The sequence below is a fragment of the Paenibacillus alba genome (genome assembly GCF_013204855.1).
GTDB lineage: Bacteria > Bacillota > Bacilli > Paenibacillales > NBRC-103111 > Paenibacillus_E > Paenibacillus_E alba.
Genome location: NZ_JABMKZ010000043.1, coordinates 1 through 20,296 on the forward strand (window position 1 = coordinate 1; position 20,296 = coordinate 20,296).

A 20,296-nucleotide genomic window follows, 5' to 3' on the forward strand; every position below is an offset into this window, starting at 1 on the left:
CTATCTGCACTATCCCCTTCCCTCAGGCTGTATCTTCAGACTCCCACCTGGCCAATGGGATAGTGATTATAGACACAGACCTGTCTGCTTCACTATCCCTTTCACTCAGGCTGTATCCTCAGACTCCCACCTGAGACAATGGGATAGTGAGCATAGACACTGACCTATCTGCACTATCCCCTTCCCTCAGGCTGTATCTTCAGACTCCCACCTGGCCAATGGGATAGTGATTATAGACACAGACCTGTCTGCTTCACTATCCCTTTCACTCAGGCTGTATCCTCAAACTCCCCCACCTGAGACAATGGGATAGTGAGCTTAGACACAAACCTGTCTGCACTATCCCCTTCCCTCAGGCTGTATCCTCAGACTCCCACCTGAGACAATGGGATAGTGATTATAGGCACAGGCCTGCCTGCACTATCCCCTTCCCTCAGAAATGTATCTCAGACCACTCACTGAGCCAATGGGATAGTGAGCATAGACACAAACCTGCCTACAACTATCCCCCTCCCTCAGGAATGCATCTCAGACTCCTCCCCCACCACAAATTCATAAGTGTCAGTGGATTGATTCGTGATCCACTGGCACGGTTCGCCTAGCGAGAAGATGCTGAGCTCGTGCATGGTCCTGGTGCAAGCCGTGTAGAACAGCTTGCGGTCGTTTTCGTGGCCGTACTGATGATGGGAACCATCATAGATGAGTACGGCATCGAATTCCACCCCCTTCGCAAGATACGAAGGGATGACTAGCACGCCCGACTCAAAGGTCGGGCTGTGTTTGGTGACGAGCCCCAAAGGCGCTTGCAGCTGGGGCTCTAGGGCTTCATGCGCGAGCCGACTCTCGCTCGCGGTCTTGGCAATGACCGCGATGGAGGCATAGCCTTCGCCGAGCAGCCGCGCAATCTCGGCTGCCAGCAGGCTATGCAGCGATCCGCGATCGCTGGCTTGAATCACCAGCGGCTTAGCGCCGGCGCGGGTGAAGGGCTCTATGGCATCGCCGCCGGGCACGATGCCGCGGGTGAACTCCACGATCTCGCGCGTGGAGCGATAGCTCCGGAACAAACGGATAACTTCCGTTTGTTCCGGCCCGTACAACGCGGCGATCGGATCCATTTCGCTATACGCGGAAGCGTGCGAATAGATCGCCTGGTTCAGATCTCCAAGCGCCGTCATGCGGCAGCGCGGAAACAGCCGTTTCAGATAGGCCAGCTGAAACGGGGAATAATCCTGCGCCTCGTCGATGATGACGTGGCGCACAGCGCCGTTCGTCTGGAAGCCGCAGACCGCTTCCATCAAATACAGAAACGGCGTAGCGTCCTCATACGGCAGCCTGGCCTGGGCCAGCTCCTCCCGCGTCCGCTCGCAGATCGAAGACCAGCAGGAAGGCTTCGCTGCGATCTGATGAACCCAGTCCTCGTCGGCCGCAGCAGCCTTCCTATCCTCATGTAATTGCGCATATAAGCCGATCATATCAACGAACTTCAACTGCTTCACCGCAGCTCGAATAGGCTTTAATTGCTCCTTGATCACCATGCGAGCCAGCAATATTTTTTCTTGATCAAAATCATCAAAGGTAGCTCCCTGACCTCTTTCCAGCTTGCGCAGCCGAACAAAAGCATCGTGATAATCCTCACTGCTAAGAAGTTCAATCTCATCTTCCACCCAAGCCGCTTCCAGTTCCCGCTCGGCAAAATGCTCTAATTGCTCCAGAAGCCAGCCCTGCATCAATTCCAAACGGTTCGGAAGCCGAATCGCAGTGTCGTAGCTATAGAAGCGTTCAATTAACCTAGCCGTACTCACCACTTCTTGCTCGCGAAACAGGATGGGATTGAACTGCATGCCGGCACGCTCCAAACGCAGTTTATACGCCTGAATCACAGCGAGATAGTCAGCAGATGACTTGTAGCGAATCCCACTAAGCCGCGCTTGATACAGTTGCTCAGCCTCAGGACTTGCAGTCAATGTCGCCCCTTCACCCGCCTGAGGAGTCAGTCCTCTCGTTAACACATATTCCAATTGGGTGAACGAATCCTCTACCTCGAACCTATCGCCCAATCGATGCTCTAAGTAGGCTTGGTACGTCGTTTGCTGCATATTTTCTTCGCCTAGTTCAGGCAACACCGTGGAAACATAATGATTAAACAGCGGATTTGGCGAAAACAGCACCATCTGATCCGAGCTTAATTGATCGCGGTGCTTGTAGAGCAGGTAGGCGACTCTTTGCAGCGCCGCTGATGTTTTGCCGCTTCCTGCAACCCCTTGTACGATAAGCATTTGCGCTTTGTCGTTGCGGATAATGCGGTTTTGTTCCTTTTGAATCGTAGCAACGATGGTCTTCATTTGCGCATCAGAGCTTCGGCTAAGCACCTGTTTTAATAGTTCGTCGCCAATCGTTACGCCCGTATCGAACATCAGTCGAATTTCACGATCTCGAATGACAAATTGGCGCTTCAACAGCATCTCGCCTGCTACGACCCCATTCGGAGTTGTAAAAGCCACTTCTCCTGGCGCAAAATCATAATACAAGCCGGAAATGGGCGCTCGCCAATCGTACACAAGATATTCCTCTTTTTGCTCATCCAAAAAAGCCGCAATGCCCAAGTAGATCGCTTCTGATGCTCGCTCGTCTTTCTCCTTGAAATCAATCCGGCCAAAATAAGGCGATTGCACAAGCCTCCTCATTTTCCCCAATGCTGCTGAAGCTTGGCGATGTGTCCGCTCCCGCTCCGATAAAACTTCCGCCTGCTGTTTGATGCTGGCAATCGACTCTGCCGCGTCCTCGGCCGTACTCATATCCATCGTAACGTCATCCCAGTAGTGCTTCCGAATATCCACTACATCGGATTGCACTTGGCCAATTTGCTCCTCCAGCCCGTTTATTTTTGTTTGGATCTTGGTCGTTACTTCTTGCACTCTCGTCTTTTCAGCTGACCAATCTTGCTCTAATAAGCTCATAAGATCGCCTCTTTTCTAACTTTTGCCTGTGATTTGACACGAAGCCCGTCTTAGTGCTATAATTATATTAGGATAATAATGTTATTTATCCCATTTATTATCAATCACTCTTTATCTTATCAATTTCCTTTTCAGAAATCAACAATAAACCCAAATCCATTCGTGGACTTGGGTTTTTCTATGTTTATCCTGTATGGCTTCTCCAAATGCTTTGACTAGGTCTCGTGCCGTTCCCGAATACGTCTCACAGCCCGGATATGATGCATCGCATGACCCGCCATCATTTTAAGCAATTTCCCTACAGACTCCTCGCGGTCCTTGGTGATTATCGTTCGCTGCAGCGCATCTGGCAGATAATCGCACAGACTGAGAATATGCTGCCGCAAAGCAACGAACATGCGGACTTCAACATGGATAGGGCGATTCGCATACTGAAGCCCCTGACTCCAATCGTCCTGTGAAAATGAATTGCCTGCATAGGTGCGTCCCGACTCTGCCAAGGCGAATTTCACTTTGTGTATGGTGACTAGCTCTAGGTCGATTAAGTGCAGCACGTGTTCGCGGATGGACCACTTTTCAGGTACTTCTCTGAGATTCAGTTGCACATCTGTCAGACTGGCAACAACTTCGTCTAATGCCTCGATGCCTTCTGCGTACATCGCAATAATCTCTTCATCTGCAGCATAAAGCTCCTCCCAGTAAACCAACATGTACCCATCTACACTAGGTACAAGCAGCTTCCGAATATGACCTGGGTCCTCTTCTTTATGCAGCTGAGCCAGCCCCCGCTCCAGCAAGCTTCTCTCCACCTCTTGAACGGAGTTCACCCCGATGTAGACGAGATCCCCCGCTTGCGGACAGATTGGCTTTGGTTGAAGCCACTCGGCTATGCAGCTCTCTTCAGAATCCATTTCTTGCTGGGCTGCTGTTTGGCTCCTATTTATCAACACAGCACGGTAATCCTTCCCTACTTGCAGCAAAACAGCATGACCCGAAGCTGCGCGCTCAATGACTTCCCAACCCAACTTTCCCGTATAAAAGGCTAACGAGGCCTCCACTTGATCCACCCGCAGCAGCAGCTTCGCTTTATTAGGGTCCATTTTTTTCTCCTTTTCGTATAAAAAAATACGCTCCGTCATGGTTTCGACGGAGCGTACGTTTTTCCTACTTCTTGGCTGCTTTGTAGGCTGCGATATATTGAGCGGCCTTGTCAGCGACAAGACTGTAATTGCCGGTTTTGACAGCTTCGCTTGTCAAATCGGAACCGATTCCGACGGCTACAGCGCCGGCCTCGATCCATTCGGCGAGGTTGCTGAGCGAGACGCCGCCTGTTGGCATAATGTTCGCCTGCGGCAGCGGACCTTTGATGGCCTTGATCATTCCCGGCGAGTAGAGATTGCCCGGGAACAGCTTCACGATATCGACGCCAAGCTCAAGCGCCGTCTGGATTTCTTGAATCGTCATGCAGCCTGGCATGACGGGCACGCGATATCGGTTGCATAGCGCAACCGTATTCGGGTTGAGCGAGGGGCCTACGACGAACTCGGCCCCACTGAGAATCGCGGCACGCGCCGTCTCCGGGTCTAGGGCTGTGCCCACCCCGATAATCGCGTACTTGGCCGCGTCCTGCGCTGTGCTCGAGTAGCGCTTCGCCAGCGTCTCGATCGCGCGCAGCGCGAAAGGCACAGTCATTGTGACTTCGATGACTTTAATGCCCCCTGCAATGGCTTGATCCGCCATTTCAACGACTTCTTCCGGCGTTTCGCCACGGAGGACGGCAACTACGCCTTCATTGGATATTTGCTGAACCAATTTAATTTTTTTCAATGGTATCTTCCCTTTCTATTGTTAACATTTATCGTTCAATATGTTTAATGTCATGAAGGACTGCATCGACTTGCTCCCACGTTGGGGCGCCTTCCCAATCTCCTTCGGTCTGAACGATCAAGGAACCTACCAGATTGCCGATACGTACGGCTTCTGCATAGTCATACCCTTTCGTGACTCCGACCAGAAAGCCCGCACAAAACCCATCGCCCGCGCCAACCGTATCAACCACTTGCTCTGCCTTGAAATAAGGCACAGCCGTAATCGTGTCAGGAGTGACGACATACGTCTCGTTATCTCCGCCTTTGACGATCGAGATGGCCGACAATTCGCGCAGCTTGCCCACGATGACATCCCAATCCTCTGTCTGATAAAGCAGTTTCAGTTCATCCAGACCTGGCAGAAAAATATCCGATAATTGAGCAAGCTCAAGCAGCACAGGACGTGCCTCTTCGATACTCCAAAGCTTCAAACGCAAATTGGGATCGAAACTGACCTTAACACCATGCTTGCGAGCCATTCGAACAGCTTCGAAGACAGCTTCTTTGCAGGACTGGCTCAAAGCCGGTGTAATGCCCGTCACATGCAATATCTTGGCCCCGGCAATATAAGTCTCGTCCAAATGCTTCACGCTCGTCTGACTGGCCGCCGAATTTTTACGATAATAATAGACGGATGTTTTGCCCATGAGCACTTCACGCATCATCAATCCAGTCGGTGCTTCTCCTGTTAGCTCTGCTCTGGAAACGTCAATGCCCTCGCCACGGAGCTTTTTGAAAATCATGCGACCCAAAGGGTCCTTCCCTAGCCGGCCAAACCACCCCACCTTGCCTCCAAGCCGTGAGATGCCGATCGCCAAATTGCTTTCCGCACCGCCAAACAAGCTGTGAAGCTCTGCGGAATATTCCAAACCCTTCCCACTGGAAGGCATAAGCAGCGCCATCGTCTCCCCGAAAGTGACGATCTCAGGACTATTTGCCGCTTGCACTTGCGCGTTCGTCGTCATAGAAACTCTCCATTCATTCCCGGTTGCGCGAGTCCACACCCCGTTAATTGAAACGTTTAAATAAACCTTCTACTTCATATTATAGTGCATATGAACCGTTTACACCAGACTCAAACCTGTAGAATCTATCTTCTAAAATCTCCCTTTAGCACAGTGTTCCAGTTCGTTTCACCTAACTGAAAAAAACTGCAGAAGTGCAGGAATTTCGGGCGAATTGGGATGAAAAGCGGAAATGCCTGCAATTGTGCAGGTATTTCCTGCCATTCCGGCCTCAAATCCAGAAAAAGCCTCAAAAGCCTGCACAATCGCAGGTTTATAGAAAGCAACCGCCTCTTAGATCGCCTCAGAGCGAGAAGAGACGACAAGAACCTCTCAACTTCAAACAACAAAGAGCCACCTCAGTGGCTCTCCCTATTTCTACCTATACGCTTAGAATCCCGTCGCTTCAGCGGCGGTCAATTCTTGCTGTAATTCCTCATGGATCTTGCCATTCGTCGCAAGGATATTACGAACAGCCAAGCTGTACGGCTTACCTTCTGTATCGGTCACTTGACCGCCTGATTCTTGAATCAACAGCGCGCCTGCGGCGATATCCCAAGAGTTCAAACCTATCTCCCAGAAGCCGCTAAGACGACCTGCGGCGACGTAAGCCAAGTGCAGCGCTGCCGAGCCGGCAACCCGAAGGTTGCGTACTTTAGGCGAGAGGGCTTGCACGCCTTTAAGATTAACAACCAAAGCCCCTTGACGATCAGCGGGGAAGCCGGTAGCCACCAAGCTGACTTCCAGCTTTTCTTCCGTTGAAACTTCTGTTTTCTTGCCGTGCATGTAAGCACCCTTGCCTTTTTCAGCAACGAACAGCTCATCTCTTGAAGGGTCATAGACGACACCTACGATAACTTCTCCCTTGTGCGCCAGCGCGATAGAAACAGAGTAGAACGGGAAGCCATGAACGAAGTTGGTTGTGCCGTCGATCGGATCTACGATCCAGAGATATTCCTCATCACTCATCGCTTGAAGCGCTTTGGCTGAAGCCTCGGGGCCTGGCTCCACACCTTCTTCGCCAAGGATCGAGTGGTTAGGGAAATGCGTCATAATCAAATTGCGAATAAGCTTCTCTGAGCCTTTGTCCACTTCGGTAACCAAATCCTGCGAGGAGAATTTTGTATCTATGCGATTGATGTCTCCTAATTTCGTTTTGATCCATTGACCCGCTTTGGCTGCTGTGTTAATTGCGACTGCCGTGAAGCTCTTGCTCCCAATCACAAACGGTTCCGCCTCACCATTTACCATGTATATCAACTCTTTCTTTTCAATAATTTCAAAGTATCTTAAGTATAGTAAATTATACGTTTTAAATACTAGAGCGTTTCATCCCAATTTATTCGTACATTTTTACATTTTTTTATCTTTTTGCATAAAAAAATCCGTATTGCGGTTAAGCAATACGGATTTGAACAGTCCTCTTAGATTCCGACGATGTGATAGCCGCCGTCCACATAGATAACTTCTCCCGTAATTCCACGCGACAGGTTGCTCATCAAGAACATGGCCGTGTCGCCTACTTCAGCTGTATCCGTTGTTTTGCGAAGCGGAGCTTTCTCTTCGACTTGGCGCAGGATGGAGTTGAAGTCCTTGATGCCTTTGGCAGCCAAGGTGCGAATAGGACCAGCGGAGATACCGTTTACGCGGATACCGAATTGGCCAAGGTCAGCCGCTAAATAGCGAACGCTGGCTTCCAGCGCAGCTTTGGCAACGCCCATGACGTTGTAGTTCTTCATCGCGCGCTCAGCGCCAAGGTACGTCATCGTCATGATGCTGCCGCCTTCTGTCATCAGCGGGTAGATGCGCTTGGATACGGCTACCAAGGAATAGGCGCTAATGTCATGTGCCAGAGCGAAGCCATCACGCGAAGTATCAACGAACAGCCCGTCCAATTCTTCCGTTTTAGCAAAAGCAATACTATGTACAAGTCCGTGAAGCACGCCAAACTTCTCTTTGAGCGTAGAAGCCAACGTTTCGATCTCAGCATCTACGGTTACGTTGCAAGGCATCAAGGTTGAGCCTGGAATCGTGTCCGCAAGCTTGCGGACGCGTTCCTCAACGCGTTCATTTTCAAACGTGAATACAAGGTTTGCTCCTTGTGCAGCCAAAGATTGAGCAATTGCCCAAGCGATGCTTCGATCGTTGGCAACACCCATAACAAGTATATTTTTTCCGGTTAACAGTTGACTCATGGTAGTAAAACCCCTCTCAACATTGGATTATGCGGCATTTATTCCCATTCTCCAAACTACCCCATTTTGTCCAACAATTCAAGGATTAAATATACAGCTTATAGCTCAATCGAGGCTTGATCCACAACGGTAACGCCCTCTTGTTCCTTGAAATCCTCCATGAGTCGAAATAAGGCTTCATCCTTCATCTTCGCTTCAATCATGATATCGAGTCTGGGCGTAATGGGCGCTATGCCTCGCAGAAAGGCAAGAAGAGGTCCAACCTCCACATAGTCAGCGTGGCTTCTTGGATCCTTATCACTTTTGGGACTGGAAACGTGAATTTTGGGAGGAAGGGCATTTGCCCCGACTTCTTGGGATTCAATCTGAGCTGAAGCCCATGTCAGCTGAATGCGCGGCCACAAATCGACCGCATCCTCTCCTTCGTTATTCACAGCATGATGATGAATATCCAGCACCATCGGTGCTCCCACCTTTTCGGCGATTTCCAGCGTTTCACGGGCGTTGAACGTTTTATCATCATTTTCAAGGGTGATCCGCTTTTGAATCTCAGGACGCAGCGTGGAAAAGTTTGCAATAAAGCGCTTGGCTGCCTTTTCCTTATCGCCATATGAGCCGCCAACATGAATGTTGCACATAGCTTCCATTCCTAACCCCATTGCATTAAACATCGCGGCATGCCGTTCCAGATCCTCAACGGATTTCTGCAGTACATCTGCCTTGGGAGTGCTCAGCACGGTGAAATGATCCGGATGAAAGCTCACGCGCATGCCCGACTTCTTGGCATAGCTGCCAAGCTCTTCGAACTCCGCAGAAAGCGTCGGAATCGGGTCCCAATCTGCCAGCGTTTCATGCCCGATTAGGGGAATCAGCCTGGAAGAAAAGCGAAAAACCATAATATCATGCGCACGGTTATGTCTCAGCAAGCGGAGCGTATTATGCAAATTTTCAGCACCAAGCCGTTCCAGCTTCCGAATAGCCGCTTCCCGATCCAGAAGCTTGCTGAAGCTCGTGAGTGTCATTGTTTTCGACGGCGATGCGTTCTTAACAACGGTAGACATGGCCACATACCCCAGGCGAATGATCATGCGCGTGTAACCTCCATTATGAGTATGTAAAAAATCCCTCTATAGGGTACCCTTTGGAACAGCCGCACATACACACGTCTCCCGTTTTCGCGTTCAGGAGGATAGTGCCGCAATAATTTTGAAGCTGATAAAAGCCGAAACCGTCAGCGGCAGGAAACTTAGCACCAGCATGCCGAGCTTGGTCCCGCGGTCTTCTTTCCGCAAAACGATATAGTTGCCAACTACCCAAACCAACACGTAGACACAAAGCGCTGCGATAGCCATATAACGCTCATGCGCGGCAGGTCTGGCCATGAAGCCATAAAAGCCAAAAATCATATAAATGAGCACATGAGGCGTCGGTATGCCAAGTATAAGATTGAAAAGCCAATACGCCATGAATTTGCGATTCGCGGGAATGATTTGATTCACTTGGACACGCTCCTTTAAACCGGAAATCTACTAGAAATATTGTAGCTTTTCCGGCAAGGAAGCATAAGTACTAACTTCTTATAGTACTGTCTATCCTACGACTGTGTTTTAATCCCTTCAAAAGCCATTGTCACCAGACTATGCACATAAGAATCATCTATTTTGTCTCCGGTTAACAGCATTCTATAGAATATAGGCCCGTATATGAGATCAATACATATTTCCAGATCAAGGTTTGCTTTCAATTCCCCGCTCTGAGTCCCTTGCTCCAAAAGAAGCCGTGCTTCACGCCGACGAGGCTGGAAGTATCTCGTGCGATAAGCCTCTGCCAATCCTGCATCAAACTGTCCTTCACCGATTAATTCCGCAATGATTTTACCTTCCCGACTTATCAAAAAGCGGGCTACATTCGTCGCATGGATGAGAACATTGCTAAATACGGAGCCCGTGTCAGGTACTGGCAGTCTTGCCGTAGCCGCGGACATATAGCCATCCATAACAACGGCCGCTTTATTGGGCCACCATTTGTAAATGGTCGCTTTGCTAACTTGGGCACGTTCAGCGATTTTCTCAACAGTTACTGCCCCAAAACCGAGCTCCAGCAATAAATCGTACGAAGCAGCAAGGATAGACTGTTGTGTTTCCAGATTACGTGGACGTCCTCTTTTGACACTCACACGAATCCCTCCTTAAATAAAAACTATACGTTTATTATACTAAATAATCGTTCAGAGAAAAATCACCTATTTACAAAACGGTACGTTCAGTATATTGTGTAATTATCAATTAGTAAACTATACGTTCAGTATTTAATAAGGAGGACGATTGCTATGCAAACGGAAAAAGGAATGGAAGGGAAACGCATTTCGAGCTGGATGACATTTTTGTTGGCATCTGCCTGTGGTCTTATCGCAGCTAATCTTTATTATGCTCAAACCCTGGTAGGGCCAATTAGTGCCGATACAGGTCTTTCTTCCGCAGCGGCGGGGTTAATTGTTACTTTAACTCAAATTGGCTATGTGGTAGGACTCTTATTTATCGTACCGCTCAGTGACATCATTGAAAATCGGCGTCTCGCCGTCATATCGCTAATTGTGGTGGTAGCTGCTTTGATCGGAGCAACATTCGCAACGAATGCGCCGCTGTTTCTGATTGCGTCCCTTTTCATCGGTTTAGGATCTGTGGTCGCTCAAATATTAGTCCCCTACGCGACTTATTTAGCTTCGGAAGAGCAGCGCGGCCGCGTAGTGGGGAACGTGATGAGTGGACTGCTCCTCGGCATTATGTTTGCTCGTCCGGTGGCAAGCTTCATTGCCAGCTTCTGGGGATGGCAAGCTGTCTTCGCTTTGTCGGCGGTTGTCATTACGCTTTTGACGGTACTTTTATGGCGCATTCTTCCTGAAAGAAAGCCTTCGCCTACGATCAACTACGGTGAACTGCTCGTCTCGTTAGTTGTTCTTTTACGACAAACGCCTATACTGCGCCGCCGGGCTCTCTATCAAGCCTTTTTATTTGGATCCTTTAGCCTGTTTTGGACTACGGTGCCTTTGCGGTTGGCCGATGAATTCCAAATGTCCCAGCAAGGCATCGCCTTATTTGCCTTAGCAGGCGTAGGCGGGGCCATCGCAGCGCCGATTGCGGGAAGACTGGCGGACAAAGGCCTGACGCGGCTTTTGACCGGATTGGCGATGCTGATTGCCGCCTTGTCTTTTGTGCTGGCTTATCTCTTCCAAACCCACTCAACAACAGCTCTTGGCCTGCTTGTTCTTGCCGCTATTATGCTGGATATGGCCGTATCGGGAAATCTCGTGCTTGGGCAGCGAGCGATTTATTCATTGGGGAGCGCAGCAAGAGGGCGTCTGAACGGGTTATTCATGTCCATCTTTTTCATTGGCGGTGCGGTCGGCTCCTCTTTGGGCGGCTGGTCTTACGCTCATGGGGGCTGGAATCTCACCACTCTGATTGGGATTGTCCTGCCGCTTGTGGCTTTACTTTACTACTTTACGGAAAAAAGATCCCCAGCGAAAGCATAAGCATACGAAAAAGCGCCATCCCCACGGGACGGCGCCTTTTTCCTTCTACTTGAATCGATTACGCTTGCTCACCGAAAAACATCTCGTAAGCCAGCGCCGTTTGAATCTTCGCTTCCTCTTCGTTCAATCGGCGAATGAGTTCCATTTCTACCTGGGTCACTTCTTCCCCTTGGAAATTGATCTCCGCGATGGAAGCAACGATGCGAACAATCGCAATCGCCTCATTCTCCGGTGTATACGCGATAACCTTCTGACCTGTCGGGAAGACGCGGAAGCCGCTCTTCACCATTTTGCCGCGGCCATACTCCAGAAGCTCAAAAAGCTCCTGTGCGGACTTGAATTTGCATACTGAATTAAACTCCGTTTGAAATCCCATTTGCATCTACTCCACATCAAAAGAATATTGGATATTTTGCTTCGCGGCATGCCGTTCGATCGCCAATCGGATAAGATCATCGAGCAGCTCTGTATAGGGCTTGCCGGATTCTTGCCACAGCAAAGGGTACATGCTGAACGGGGTGAAGCCCGGCATTGTATTGATTTCATTGATGTAGATTTTGTTATCGGCTTTGCCCAGGAAGAAATCCAACCGTGACAAGCCGCTGCCATCTACTGCTAAATAGGCTTGAATGGCCAGCTGTCTAATTTGTTCAGCCGTTTCGTGCGGAATTTCGGCAGGAATCACCATCGCTGATTTGCCATCCAAATATTTGGCTTTGTAGTCATAAAACTCGTTGGATGAAACGATTTCCCCGGCAACAGATGCAATAGGCTCATCGTTGCCCAAGATAGCAACCTCAATCTCGCGCGCATCGATATTTTCTTCAATAATAACTTTGCGATCGTATTGAAAAGCAAAATTAACCGCTTCGATCAATTCCGCTTGATTTCTTGCTTTGGAAATGCCAACGCTGGAGCCTAGGTTCGCTGGCTTCACGAAGCAAGGGTAACCAATCGCCGTCTCCAGCTCGACCAGATGATAGGCACGATTTTTTTCCCACTCTGTGCGTGTAAAATGGCGGAAAATGCATTGCGGAAGTCCCTCTTGCGCAAAAATCTTCTTCATCATGACTTTATCCATTCCCACCGCGGATGCAAGCACGCCTGCCCCTACGTATGGAATATTAGCCATTTCCAACAAGCCTTGAATGGTTCCGTCTTCACCGAAGGTACCGTGCAATAACGGGAAGATCACATCCAAGCTTGTGTCCTTCGTCCCAACTGGATTCACAGCAGCAACGGATACATCGCCTTTGGCTTGAATGGCTCCGAATATCGGGGCCAGAGCGTTGGACACCGGTGCATTCACTGTTTCTCCTGCGCTGAAGGTTAAAGCATCTCTGGATTCAGCAGGTCCGAGTAGCGGAGCGCCGCTCTTCCACTCGCCTTTTGTCGTTATATAAAACGGTGTTACCTCATATTTCGTGAAGTCCACGGCTTTCATAACGGCCAATGCTGTTTGCAAAGACACGTCATGCTCTCCGGATTTCCCTCCATAAATGAGTCCAATTCTGATTTTGCCGCCCATTCCGTACCTCCGTCTAGTCGTTCTATTTCTGTACTACCTATCACATTTCATCAGCAACTCGAACGAAAACGTATTTCGTCCGCTCCGTCCAAGCGGGTGAATCCTTATAAGCCCAATACCGATTGCGGCTGTTATACGTGTGTGCATTCACAAGAGGCATGCCGTTGGCATCCTTGCCGATGACAATGACATTGTGCTGAAACCGGCCGTCACCGTCCCAATCGTAGCTAATCGTGTCTCCCGGCTGAAGCTCGCGCGGATCATGAACAATATGACCATGCAGCCCTTTGCGGCTATGCGATAAAAACGATTGCAAGCTGTTGGCTACTGCCCAACTGAAGCTCCACAGCTCTTGATGACCTCTTCTGCCTGCATACCACCAGCCCAAATCCCTTTTCCCAGTATAGTCCATTGGAGCCCCGCCTGCAAAGAGGCACTGCGATACAAAATTCGTGCAATCGACTTCAAATTCCTCAAATTTAGGGTTCGGTTTTTCCCACCAAGTCTCGGCATATTCCACAACTTTGGGGCGGTTATATATGATTTTGCGCAGAGCAGATTCTTGGGTACTGCCGCCCAGTATACTATGATTGATATAAGGAAGAGAGGGCGCTCTTCGCAGCCCTTCCACGAAGTCTTCCGGCTCAGGCAAAAGAAAGCCTCGCTGCCTGCTCGAAAGCGACTTCTCGGCTTGCAGCGATTCTGTGTATCTCACCTGCCAACGGTGCGCCATGCTGTCAATCGTCACACGCTCCGTCTCGATGCGTTCTTCCACATGCTCGGTGGAACCAATCTGATAGTACAAATACCGATGCAGCCGGATATCCGCAATAATTCCTTGCCCCGATTCTCTGACACCGCTGAGACGCAGCTTTGTTTCCCCGCGCAGCAGCTTGGCATCACGATCCTGATAGCTGTTCAGCAGCCTCCGGACTCTGACATCCTGTGTGCGGACATAAGCGCTGTCTGTGACATAAGCTTCAAGCGGTGCTGCAGAGCCTTCGAGTTCTGCTTGATTTTTGGCGTGAACATAATTGTAGAGCGCTGTTTTCCAGGACATCTTGGGATCCTCCTAAAAGTTTTCTATGTCTTCTCATTCACACAATAAGAAACCCCAAAGACTGCTATTTATTGAAAAGCACTCTTTTGAGGCATAATAGGAGTCCTTAGAGACCCATTAGCGACTCTTAGAGCCGCCTGCAAGTGTTTCCTGCTCATTTTCTGAAGGACGAGCCCGATTTGCTTTGAATTGATTCAATATATGACATTTATCCGGTAAAAATGATTGAAATAAATCTTTACTGATACACAGTGAGACGGTATACTTGAAGTAGGGGATAAATGAAATTGAGTTTCACTAGTTGAAACTCAGTGGATGAAGATATTTTAAGGAGGAATTACCCATGCCCAACAAGGACTCTTTTTCTGTGCGTAAGCAGTTAACTGTCGGCACGAAATCGTTCCAGTATTACAGTCTTCCTGACTTTGAAAGCCAAGGTCACGGCACCATCAACAATCTGCCTGTTTCCATCCGCGTTTTGCTTGAAGCTGCTATTCGTCAATTCGACGGTCGCGCGATTACAAGCGAACACGTGAAACAAATCGCTGGCTGGGCTGAAGGCCGCGATGAAAACAAAGAAATTCCTTTCATTCCTGCTCGTATCGTTCTTCAGGATTTCACTGGAGTTCCAGTCGTCGTTGACCTTGCGGCAATGCGTGCGACTATGGCTCGTGAAGGTGGAGATCCAAAACGGATCAACCCGCTTGTTCCTGTAGACCTTGTTATTGACCACTCTGTCATGGTTGATGCTTTCGGATCCCCGGATGCACTCGAAATGAACATTAACTTAGAATTCGAAAGAAACGAAGAGCGTTACCGCTTCTTGCGTTGGGCACAAACAGCATTTGATAATTTCCGTGCTGTTCCTCCTTCAACAGGTATCGTTCACCAAGTTAACTTGGAGTACCTGGCTTCCGTAGCAGCTACGAAAACAATCGACGGTGAAACTGTTGTTTACCCAGATTCCTTGGTTGGTACTGACTCCCATACAACAATGATCAATGGTCTTGGTGTTGTAGGTTGGGGCGTCGGCGGTATCGAAGCTGAAGCTGGTATGCTTGGACAACCACTTTACTTCGTAGCTCCAGACGTTGTTGGTTTCAAATTGACAGGCCACTTGGCAGAAGGCGCTACAGCGACTGACTTGGCTTTGACTGTTACACAAATTTTGCGTAAAAAAGGCGTTGTTGGTAAATTCGTTGAGTTCTTCGGTCCTGGTCTGAGCAACATTTCCTTGGCTGACCGTGCAACTGTAGCTAACATGGCTCCTGAGTACGGCGCAACCATCGGTTTCTTCCCAGTTGATAACGAAACATTGAACTACCTGAGAGCTACAGGCCGTGAAGATGATCAAATCGCACTTGTCGAAGCTTACTACAAAGCACAAGGCATGTTCCGTACAGACAGCACTCCAGATCCTGTGTTCACAGATGTCGTTGAACTTGATCTTGGTTCCGTAGTACCAAGCTTAGCTGGTCCTAAACGTCCTCAAGACCGTGTTGAGCTTACGAACATGAAAGAGTCTTTCAACTCCATCATCCGTACGCCGATCGACAAAGGTGGATACGGCCTGACAGACGAGAAAATCAACGAAGTTGTAGAAGTCGTTTACCCAAGCGGCGAAACAGCGAAAATGGGCACAGGTGCTGTCGTAATCGCAGCGATCACTTCCTGTACCAATACTTCCAACCCAAGCGTTATGCTAGGTGCCGGACTTGTAGCGAAAAAAGCGGTAGCTCGCGGTTTGAGAAAACCAGCTTTCGTAAAAAGCTCCCTGACACCAGGTTCCTTGGTTGTTACCGAGTATCTAATCAAAGCAGGCTTGCTTGAGCCTCTAGAAGCACTAGGCTTCCACGTTGCAGGTTATGGCTGTGCAACTTGTATCGGTAACTCCGGTCCACTTCCAGACGAAGTCAGCAAAGCGATCATCGATAACGATATGACAGTCGCTGCCGTTATTTCCGGTAACCGTAACTTTGAAGGCCGCGTACATGCGCAAGTTAAAGCCAACTATCTGGGATCACCTCCACTTGTTGTTGCTTATGCTCTTGCTGGAACAGTTAACATTGATTTGGCTAACGATCCAATCGGCTATGACCAAAACAATCAACCTGTTTACCTCAAAGACATCTGGCCAACAAACCAAGAGATTCAAGAAGCTCTGGGCGTTGCAATGAGCGCTGATATGTTCCGTGACAAATACAGCAATGTATTCCGTGCGAACGAGCGTTTCAACCAAATCGCAATTCCAGAAGGCGATCTGTACGAGTTCGACAACAAATCCACTTACATTCAAGAGCCTCCGTTCTTCACCGATCTTGGTACGGTTCTGGATGATATCGCGGATATTCGCAACGCCAAAACATTGGCACTGCTTAGCGATTCCGTAACAACGGATCACATCTCGCCTGCAGGTAACATCAAAGTTGACAGCCCAGGGGGCCAATACTTGATCAACCATGGCGTCAAAAAAGAAGATTTCAACTCCTACGGTTCCCGTCGTGGTAACCACGAAGTAATGATGCGCGGAACGTTCGCTAACATCCGTATTCGTAACCAAGTGGCACCAGGCACAGAAGGCGGCGTAACCACTTACCTGCCAACTGGTGAAGTTGAGTCCATCTACGATGCTTCCATGAAGTATCAAGCTGAAGGCCAAAACCTCGTCGTTATCGCTGGTAAAGAGTACGGAACTGGAAGCTCCCGTGACTGGGCAGCCAAAGGAACATTCCTGCTTGGCGTTAAAGCTGTTATCGCAGAAAGCTTCGAGCGTATTCACCGCAGCAACCTTGTGGGCATGGGCGTTCTTCCACTTCAATTCCTTGATGGAACTGGCTGGAAAACACTTGGTATCACAGGTCGCGAAACATTCGATATCACAGGTCTGAGCAACGATGTTCAACCAGGTTCGACAGTTAAAGTTACAGCAACTCGTGAAGACGGAACAAGCTTCGAATTCAACGCTCTCGTGCGTTTGGATAGCTTGGTTGACGTGGATTACTACCGTAATGGCGGTATCCTGCAAACCGTTCTTCGCTCCATTCTTGCTGAGAATAAATAATTCAGTTTACATCACGCAAAACACACACACATGTATGCACGCCAAAATCCGGGAATGCCTTATGGCATTTCCGGATTTTTTATTTCGGGTAAGACGCGGCCTGCTTATAGGCTCATTGGACTGTGAAAGCGTTTTTTTCGAATTTGCGCCACACGTTGAACCCTTAGAGCCCCAAGTGATTGACTTACATTTCCAAAAACTGCGGGTTGAGCACGCCCTTCTCCCCTACTATACTGGGTAGAGCGAAAGGGGAGATGAAAGATGAACACATTGAAAAAGCTCGTCTTAGTCATGCTGTTCGCGTCAATTGGGTTAGGGTATACTGCAAGCCAGTTCAGCCAACCAACTTACGCGGCAGAGGCTGCCTTACAGTTAGGTACTCAAAACGGAGACGTCTGGGACGCACAGTTTCGTCTAAAAATGTTAGGCTATTATACACAGCCGGTGGATGGCAAATACGGTCCTGTAACGGCCGCGGCTGTTCGTAATTTTCAATATAATTATGGCTTAACCGTTGATGGTCTTGTCGGAGCGAATACGTGGCAAAGCTTGCGCAAATACTCCGTAAATCAAGAAGATCTGGACATTCTGGCTAGAGTGGTCTACAGCGAGGCACGCGGTGAGTCTTACGAAGGACAAGTGGCGGTAGCCGCCGTTGTCATGAATCGCCTGAAGTCGAGTCAGTATGCCAACACGATTGAGGGGATTGTTTTTGCCCCAGGAGCGTTCACAGCAGTAAGTGACGGTCAATACTGGCTAACGCCGGATAGCACCGCCTACAAGGCCGCACAGGACGCCGTAAAGGGCTGGGACCCGACCAAGGGAGCTACGTTCTACTTCAACCCAGAAACAGCGACTAGCGCTTGGATCTGGTCACGTCCGCAAACCGTGCGGATTGGTCATCATATTTTTGCGAAGTAATCGATGCCGTCAGGGGAATCCTGACGGTTTTTGTTTTTGGTTGTACACACGCTGCGCCAGAGCCATTGTTAGCGGATGCGCAGCTGAGGCTCGCGATTTCGAAAAGCCTGCATAAGTGCAGGCATTTTCGATCAAATCGTGTGAAAATAGCAGAATGCCTGCGATTATGCAGGCTTTTTACTGTTTTCCATCCTAGAATCGAAAAATGGTCTCAAAAGGATGCATAATCGCAGGCTTTTCGCGATTTTTCTTATTTCCAAGACGAAAAGGATGCATAATTGCAGGAATTATGCGAAATGTACGGCGGGCCTGAGGCAATCTGCCAGTATGAGCAAACTCTAGCTAACCAAGACACTCCCAGCTACTCCAGCCAATCAAGCCACTTCTAGCTACTCAAGCCACTCTAACCATTCAAGCCACTCTAACCACTCAAGCCACTCTAACCACTCAAGCCACTCTAACCATTCAAGCTACTCAAACCACTCAAGCCACTCTAACCACTCATGCTACTCTAACCATTCAAGCCACTCTAACCACTCAAGCCACTCTAACCACTCAAGCCACTCAAACCACTCTAGCCACTCTAACCATTCAAGCTACTCAAACCACTCTAGCCACTCAAGCCACTCTAACCATTCAAGCTACTCAAACCACTCTAGCCACTCAAGCCACTCTAACCATTCAAGCTACTCTAACCATTCAAGCTACTCTAACCACTCAAGCCACTCTAACCATTCAAGCTACTCTAACCACTCAACCACTCTAACCATTCAAGCCACTCTAACCACTCAAGCCACTCTAACCATTCAAGCTACTCAAACCACTCTAGCCACTCAAGCCACTCTAACCATTCAAGCTACTCTAACCATTCAAGCTACTCAAACCACTCAAGCCACTCCACGATTAAAGTATGTACAAGCAAAAGAAACATCGATGTAACTCTGCTGCTGCCAGATTTCTTCCAAATAAATGACTGTCCCACAAAGGTATCCATGTATGAACAAGTCCCAAACAACATCAAAAACGCCTCCAAAAACACTGCGCAAGTGTGGAGGGAGGCGTTTTTTGATAGGAATAGTGGAAGTTCAAAAATCCAAAATGATTTTTTGGAAAACCATTTTTGTTTTGGTGCAGGCCCTGATTCCACGCCATCGGGGAACCTTCCAAAAACACAAAAAAGCTATCCCAGATCTGCAACCTGCCGGATAGCTTAGCTTTTTTCAAACCGATTCTTCATACCAAGGATTCAGATGCACCAGCACCTCATCCACATCGCTATGAGCGTCTTTGATCTTTTGCTTGATGGCGCGGCTGATATCGTGGCCTTCTTGGATGGTTAAGGTTCCCCGAACGGCCAGCCTTGCATCGACTAAAATGTAATGTCCATGCTCCCGTGCCCGCAGTCGATCAATGCGTTTGATCTCCGGCGCAGAGCGGATCAAAGCCGCATACTGCTCAATATGCTCGGGGCTTACACTCCGCTCCATGAGAATGTCGAAGGATTCTCTGCCCATTTCATAGGCCAGCTTCAACACAAGAAATGAGACGATGATTCCCGCTACGGGGTCTCCGTAAGCTAAGATCGCATAGCCGAAATGTTCGCCAATCAAAGCTAAGCCGATACCAACGGATGCGGCAATAGACGCATACACGTCCGCCAGATGGTCGTATGCGGTAGCGATCAAGCCCTTGCTGTTGCGCTCACGGCCGATACGCATCGTGTAGATGTAAAGGATTTGCTTCCAGATCAGCGAAATAACGGCCGCAACGAAAGCCATCCAATGCGCGTTGCCAGGCTCTTCAAACAGCGCATGGATGGAGTGATAGCCCATGTAAATGGCCGCTCCGCCGAGAATGATCGCGACAATGAAAGCTCCGAGCACCTCGGCCTTGCCATGTCCATAGGGATGATCCACATCGGCCGGCTTGGAGGATACTCTCATCGAGCTGTATGCGGTCGCGGAGGCGATCACGTCTCCCGCGTTATGGATGCCGTCGGCGATCAGCACTTGGCTTTGGAAGAGGAGACCGACGATGATTTTGATGGCGGTAAGCACGACATTGCTGGCAAGGCTGATCCAGATCGCCAGCATGGAGGCTGCCTTCTTCATACTTGCCACATCCTTTCCCTCCTTCTAGTATGGACCTCCTAGAAGATAAACATCCATCG

The 20,296-nt window shown here is 49.2% G+C and carries 17 protein-coding genes; 4 read left to right on the forward strand and 13 right to left on the reverse strand.

All coding sequences use genetic code 11. The annotated features are described in order from the left end of the window. Positions 1-515: 515 nt before the first annotated feature. The 9 genes from helD to HQN90_RS32470 form a co-directional block, all read right to left on the reverse strand. Positions 516-2,957, reverse strand: coding sequence for an RNA polymerase recycling motor HelD (gene helD, locus HQN90_RS32430; protein WP_173226785.1), 2,442 nt, complete (start codon positions 2,955-2,957; stop codon positions 516-518). A gap of 215 nt (positions 2,958-3,172) precedes the next feature. Continuing rightward, positions 3,173-4,057, reverse strand: coding sequence for a VOC family protein (locus HQN90_RS32435; protein ID WP_173226787.1), 885 nt, complete (start codon positions 4,055-4,057; stop codon positions 3,173-3,175). 64 nt (positions 4,058-4,121) lie between these two features. Continuing rightward, positions 4,122-4,784, reverse strand: a complete 663-nt coding sequence (locus HQN90_RS32440) for a bifunctional 2-keto-4-hydroxyglutarate aldolase/2-keto-3-deoxy-6-phosphogluconate aldolase (RefSeq protein ID WP_079410744.1) — start codon at positions 4,782-4,784, stop codon at positions 4,122-4,124. A gap of 28 nt (positions 4,785-4,812) precedes the next feature. Then, the gene (locus HQN90_RS32445; RefSeq protein ID WP_173226789.1) at positions 4,813-5,790 is read right to left on the reverse strand and encodes a sugar kinase; all 978 of its coding nucleotides are present in this window, start codon (positions 5,788-5,790) and stop codon (positions 4,813-4,815) included. 429 nt (positions 5,791-6,219) lie between these two features. Further along, the gene (locus tag HQN90_RS32450; RefSeq protein ID WP_173226791.1) at positions 6,220-7,080 is read right to left on the reverse strand and encodes an inositol monophosphatase family protein; all 861 of its coding nucleotides are present in this window, start codon (positions 7,078-7,080) and stop codon (positions 6,220-6,222) included. A gap of 173 nt (positions 7,081-7,253) precedes the next feature. Next, positions 7,254-8,024 (reverse strand): enoyl-ACP reductase FabI, encoded by a 771-nt coding sequence (gene fabI / locus HQN90_RS32455; RefSeq protein WP_171694138.1) that lies wholly within the window; start codon positions 8,022-8,024, stop codon positions 7,254-7,256. 98 nt (positions 8,025-8,122) lie between these two features. Next, positions 8,123-9,112 (reverse strand): UV DNA damage repair endonuclease UvsE, encoded by a 990-nt coding sequence (gene uvsE, locus HQN90_RS32460; RefSeq protein ID WP_173226793.1) that lies wholly within the window; start codon positions 9,110-9,112, stop codon positions 8,123-8,125. Between the two features lie 93 nt (positions 9,113-9,205). Further along, the gene (locus tag HQN90_RS32465; RefSeq protein ID WP_173226795.1) at positions 9,206-9,523 is read right to left on the reverse strand and encodes a hypothetical protein; all 318 of its coding nucleotides are present in this window, start codon (positions 9,521-9,523) and stop codon (positions 9,206-9,208) included. Positions 9,524-9,618: 95 nt separating this feature from the next. Further along, positions 9,619-10,200: a TetR/AcrR family transcriptional regulator C-terminal ligand-binding domain-containing protein gene (locus HQN90_RS32470; RefSeq protein WP_173226797.1), complete on the reverse strand. Its 582-nt coding sequence runs from the start codon at positions 10,198-10,200 to the stop codon at positions 9,619-9,621. A 153-nt stretch (positions 10,201-10,353) separates the two neighbouring features. On the opposite strand from HQN90_RS32470, the gene HQN90_RS32475 reads away from it, so the two are divergent. After that, complete coding sequence (locus HQN90_RS32475; RefSeq protein ID WP_173226799.1) at positions 10,354-11,556, forward strand: MFS transporter; 1,203 nt, start codon at positions 10,354-10,356, stop codon at positions 11,554-11,556. A 58-nt stretch (positions 11,557-11,614) separates the two neighbouring features. On the opposite strand, the gene HQN90_RS32480 is transcribed toward HQN90_RS32475, so the two are convergent. Genes HQN90_RS32480 through HQN90_RS32490 form a run of 3 tightly spaced genes read right to left on the reverse strand, consistent with a single transcriptional unit; the run spans position 11,615 to position 14,144 of the window. Further along, complete coding sequence (locus HQN90_RS32480) at positions 11,615-11,932, reverse strand: hypothetical protein (protein WP_173226801.1); 318 nt, start codon at positions 11,930-11,932, stop codon at positions 11,615-11,617. Positions 11,933-11,938: 6 nt separating this feature from the next. Further along, entirely contained in the window at positions 11,939-13,084 is a 1,146-nt protein-coding gene (locus tag HQN90_RS32485; protein WP_173226803.1) for a D-alanine--D-alanine ligase, read from the reverse strand. 40 nt (positions 13,085-13,124) lie between these two features. Then, positions 13,125-14,144, reverse strand: coding sequence for an amidase domain-containing protein (locus HQN90_RS32490; protein WP_173226805.1), 1,020 nt, complete (start codon positions 14,142-14,144; stop codon positions 13,125-13,127). Positions 14,145-14,487: 343 nt separating this feature from the next. On the opposite strand from HQN90_RS32490, the gene acnA reads away from it, so the two are divergent. From acnA to HQN90_RS32505, 3 genes are all read left to right on the forward strand, one after another. Next, the gene (gene acnA, locus HQN90_RS32495; RefSeq protein ID WP_173226807.1) at positions 14,488-17,205 is read left to right on the forward strand and encodes an aconitate hydratase AcnA; all 2,718 of its coding nucleotides are present in this window, start codon (positions 14,488-14,490) and stop codon (positions 17,203-17,205) included. 261 nt (positions 17,206-17,466) lie between these two features. Further along, positions 17,467-18,126 carry a spore cortex-lytic enzyme gene (gene sleB / locus HQN90_RS32500; RefSeq protein WP_173226809.1) on the forward strand — a complete coding sequence of 220 codons (660 nt, stop codon included), beginning with the start codon at positions 17,467-17,469 and terminating at the stop codon, positions 18,124-18,126. Positions 18,127-19,191: 1,065 nt separating this feature from the next. Next, on the forward strand, positions 19,192-19,335 hold the full coding sequence (locus HQN90_RS32505; RefSeq protein WP_173226811.1) for a hypothetical protein: 144 nt from the start codon (positions 19,192-19,194) through the stop codon (positions 19,333-19,335). An 11-nt stretch (positions 19,336-19,346) separates the two neighbouring features. Here HQN90_RS32505 and HQN90_RS32510 read toward each other — a convergent pair whose 3' ends face one another. Then, positions 19,347-20,237: a cation diffusion facilitator family transporter gene (locus tag HQN90_RS32510; RefSeq protein WP_173226893.1), complete on the reverse strand. Its 891-nt coding sequence runs from the start codon at positions 20,235-20,237 to the stop codon at positions 19,347-19,349. Between the last annotated feature and the right edge of the window lie 59 nt (positions 20,238-20,296).

Excerpts from the sequence above, each read along its gene's own strand:
- helD (WP_173226785.1), bottom strand. The coding sequence starts at position 2,957 with ATGAGCTTATTAGAGCAAGATTGGTCAGCTGAAAAGACGAGAGTGCAA.
- HQN90_RS32435 (WP_173226787.1), bottom strand. The coding sequence starts at position 4,057 with ATGGACCCTAATAAAGCGAAGCTGCTGCTGCGGGTGGATCAAGTGGAG.
- HQN90_RS32445 (WP_173226789.1), bottom strand. The coding sequence starts at position 5,790 with ATGACGACGAACGCGCAAGTGCAAGCGGCAAATAGTCCTGAGATCGTC.
- HQN90_RS32450 (WP_173226791.1), bottom strand. The coding sequence starts at position 7,080 with ATGGTAAATGGTGAGGCGGAACCGTTTGTGATTGGGAGCAAGAGCTTC.
- fabI (WP_171694138.1), bottom strand. The coding sequence starts at position 8,024 with ATGAGTCAACTGTTAACCGGAAAAAATATACTTGTTATGGGTGTTGCC.
- uvsE (WP_173226793.1), bottom strand. The coding sequence starts at position 9,112 with ATGATCATTCGCCTGGGGTATGTGGCCATGTCTACCGTTGTTAAGAAC.
- HQN90_RS32475 (WP_173226799.1), top strand. The coding sequence starts at position 10,354 with ATGCAAACGGAAAAAGGAATGGAAGGGAAACGCATTTCGAGCTGGATG.
- HQN90_RS32480 (WP_173226801.1), bottom strand. The coding sequence starts at position 11,932 with ATGGGATTTCAAACGGAGTTTAATTCAGTATGCAAATTCAAGTCCGCA.
- HQN90_RS32485 (WP_173226803.1), bottom strand. The coding sequence starts at position 13,084 with ATGGGCGGCAAAATCAGAATTGGACTCATTTATGGAGGGAAATCCGGA.
- HQN90_RS32490 (WP_173226805.1), bottom strand. The coding sequence starts at position 14,144 with ATGTCCTGGAAAACAGCGCTCTACAATTATGTTCACGCCAAAAATCAA.
- acnA (WP_173226807.1), top strand. The coding sequence starts at position 14,488 with ATGCCCAACAAGGACTCTTTTTCTGTGCGTAAGCAGTTAACTGTCGGC.
- sleB (WP_173226809.1), top strand. The coding sequence starts at position 17,467 with ATGAACACATTGAAAAAGCTCGTCTTAGTCATGCTGTTCGCGTCAATT.
- HQN90_RS32510 (WP_173226893.1), bottom strand. The coding sequence starts at position 20,237 with ATGAAGAAGGCAGCCTCCATGCTGGCGATCTGGATCAGCCTTGCCAGC.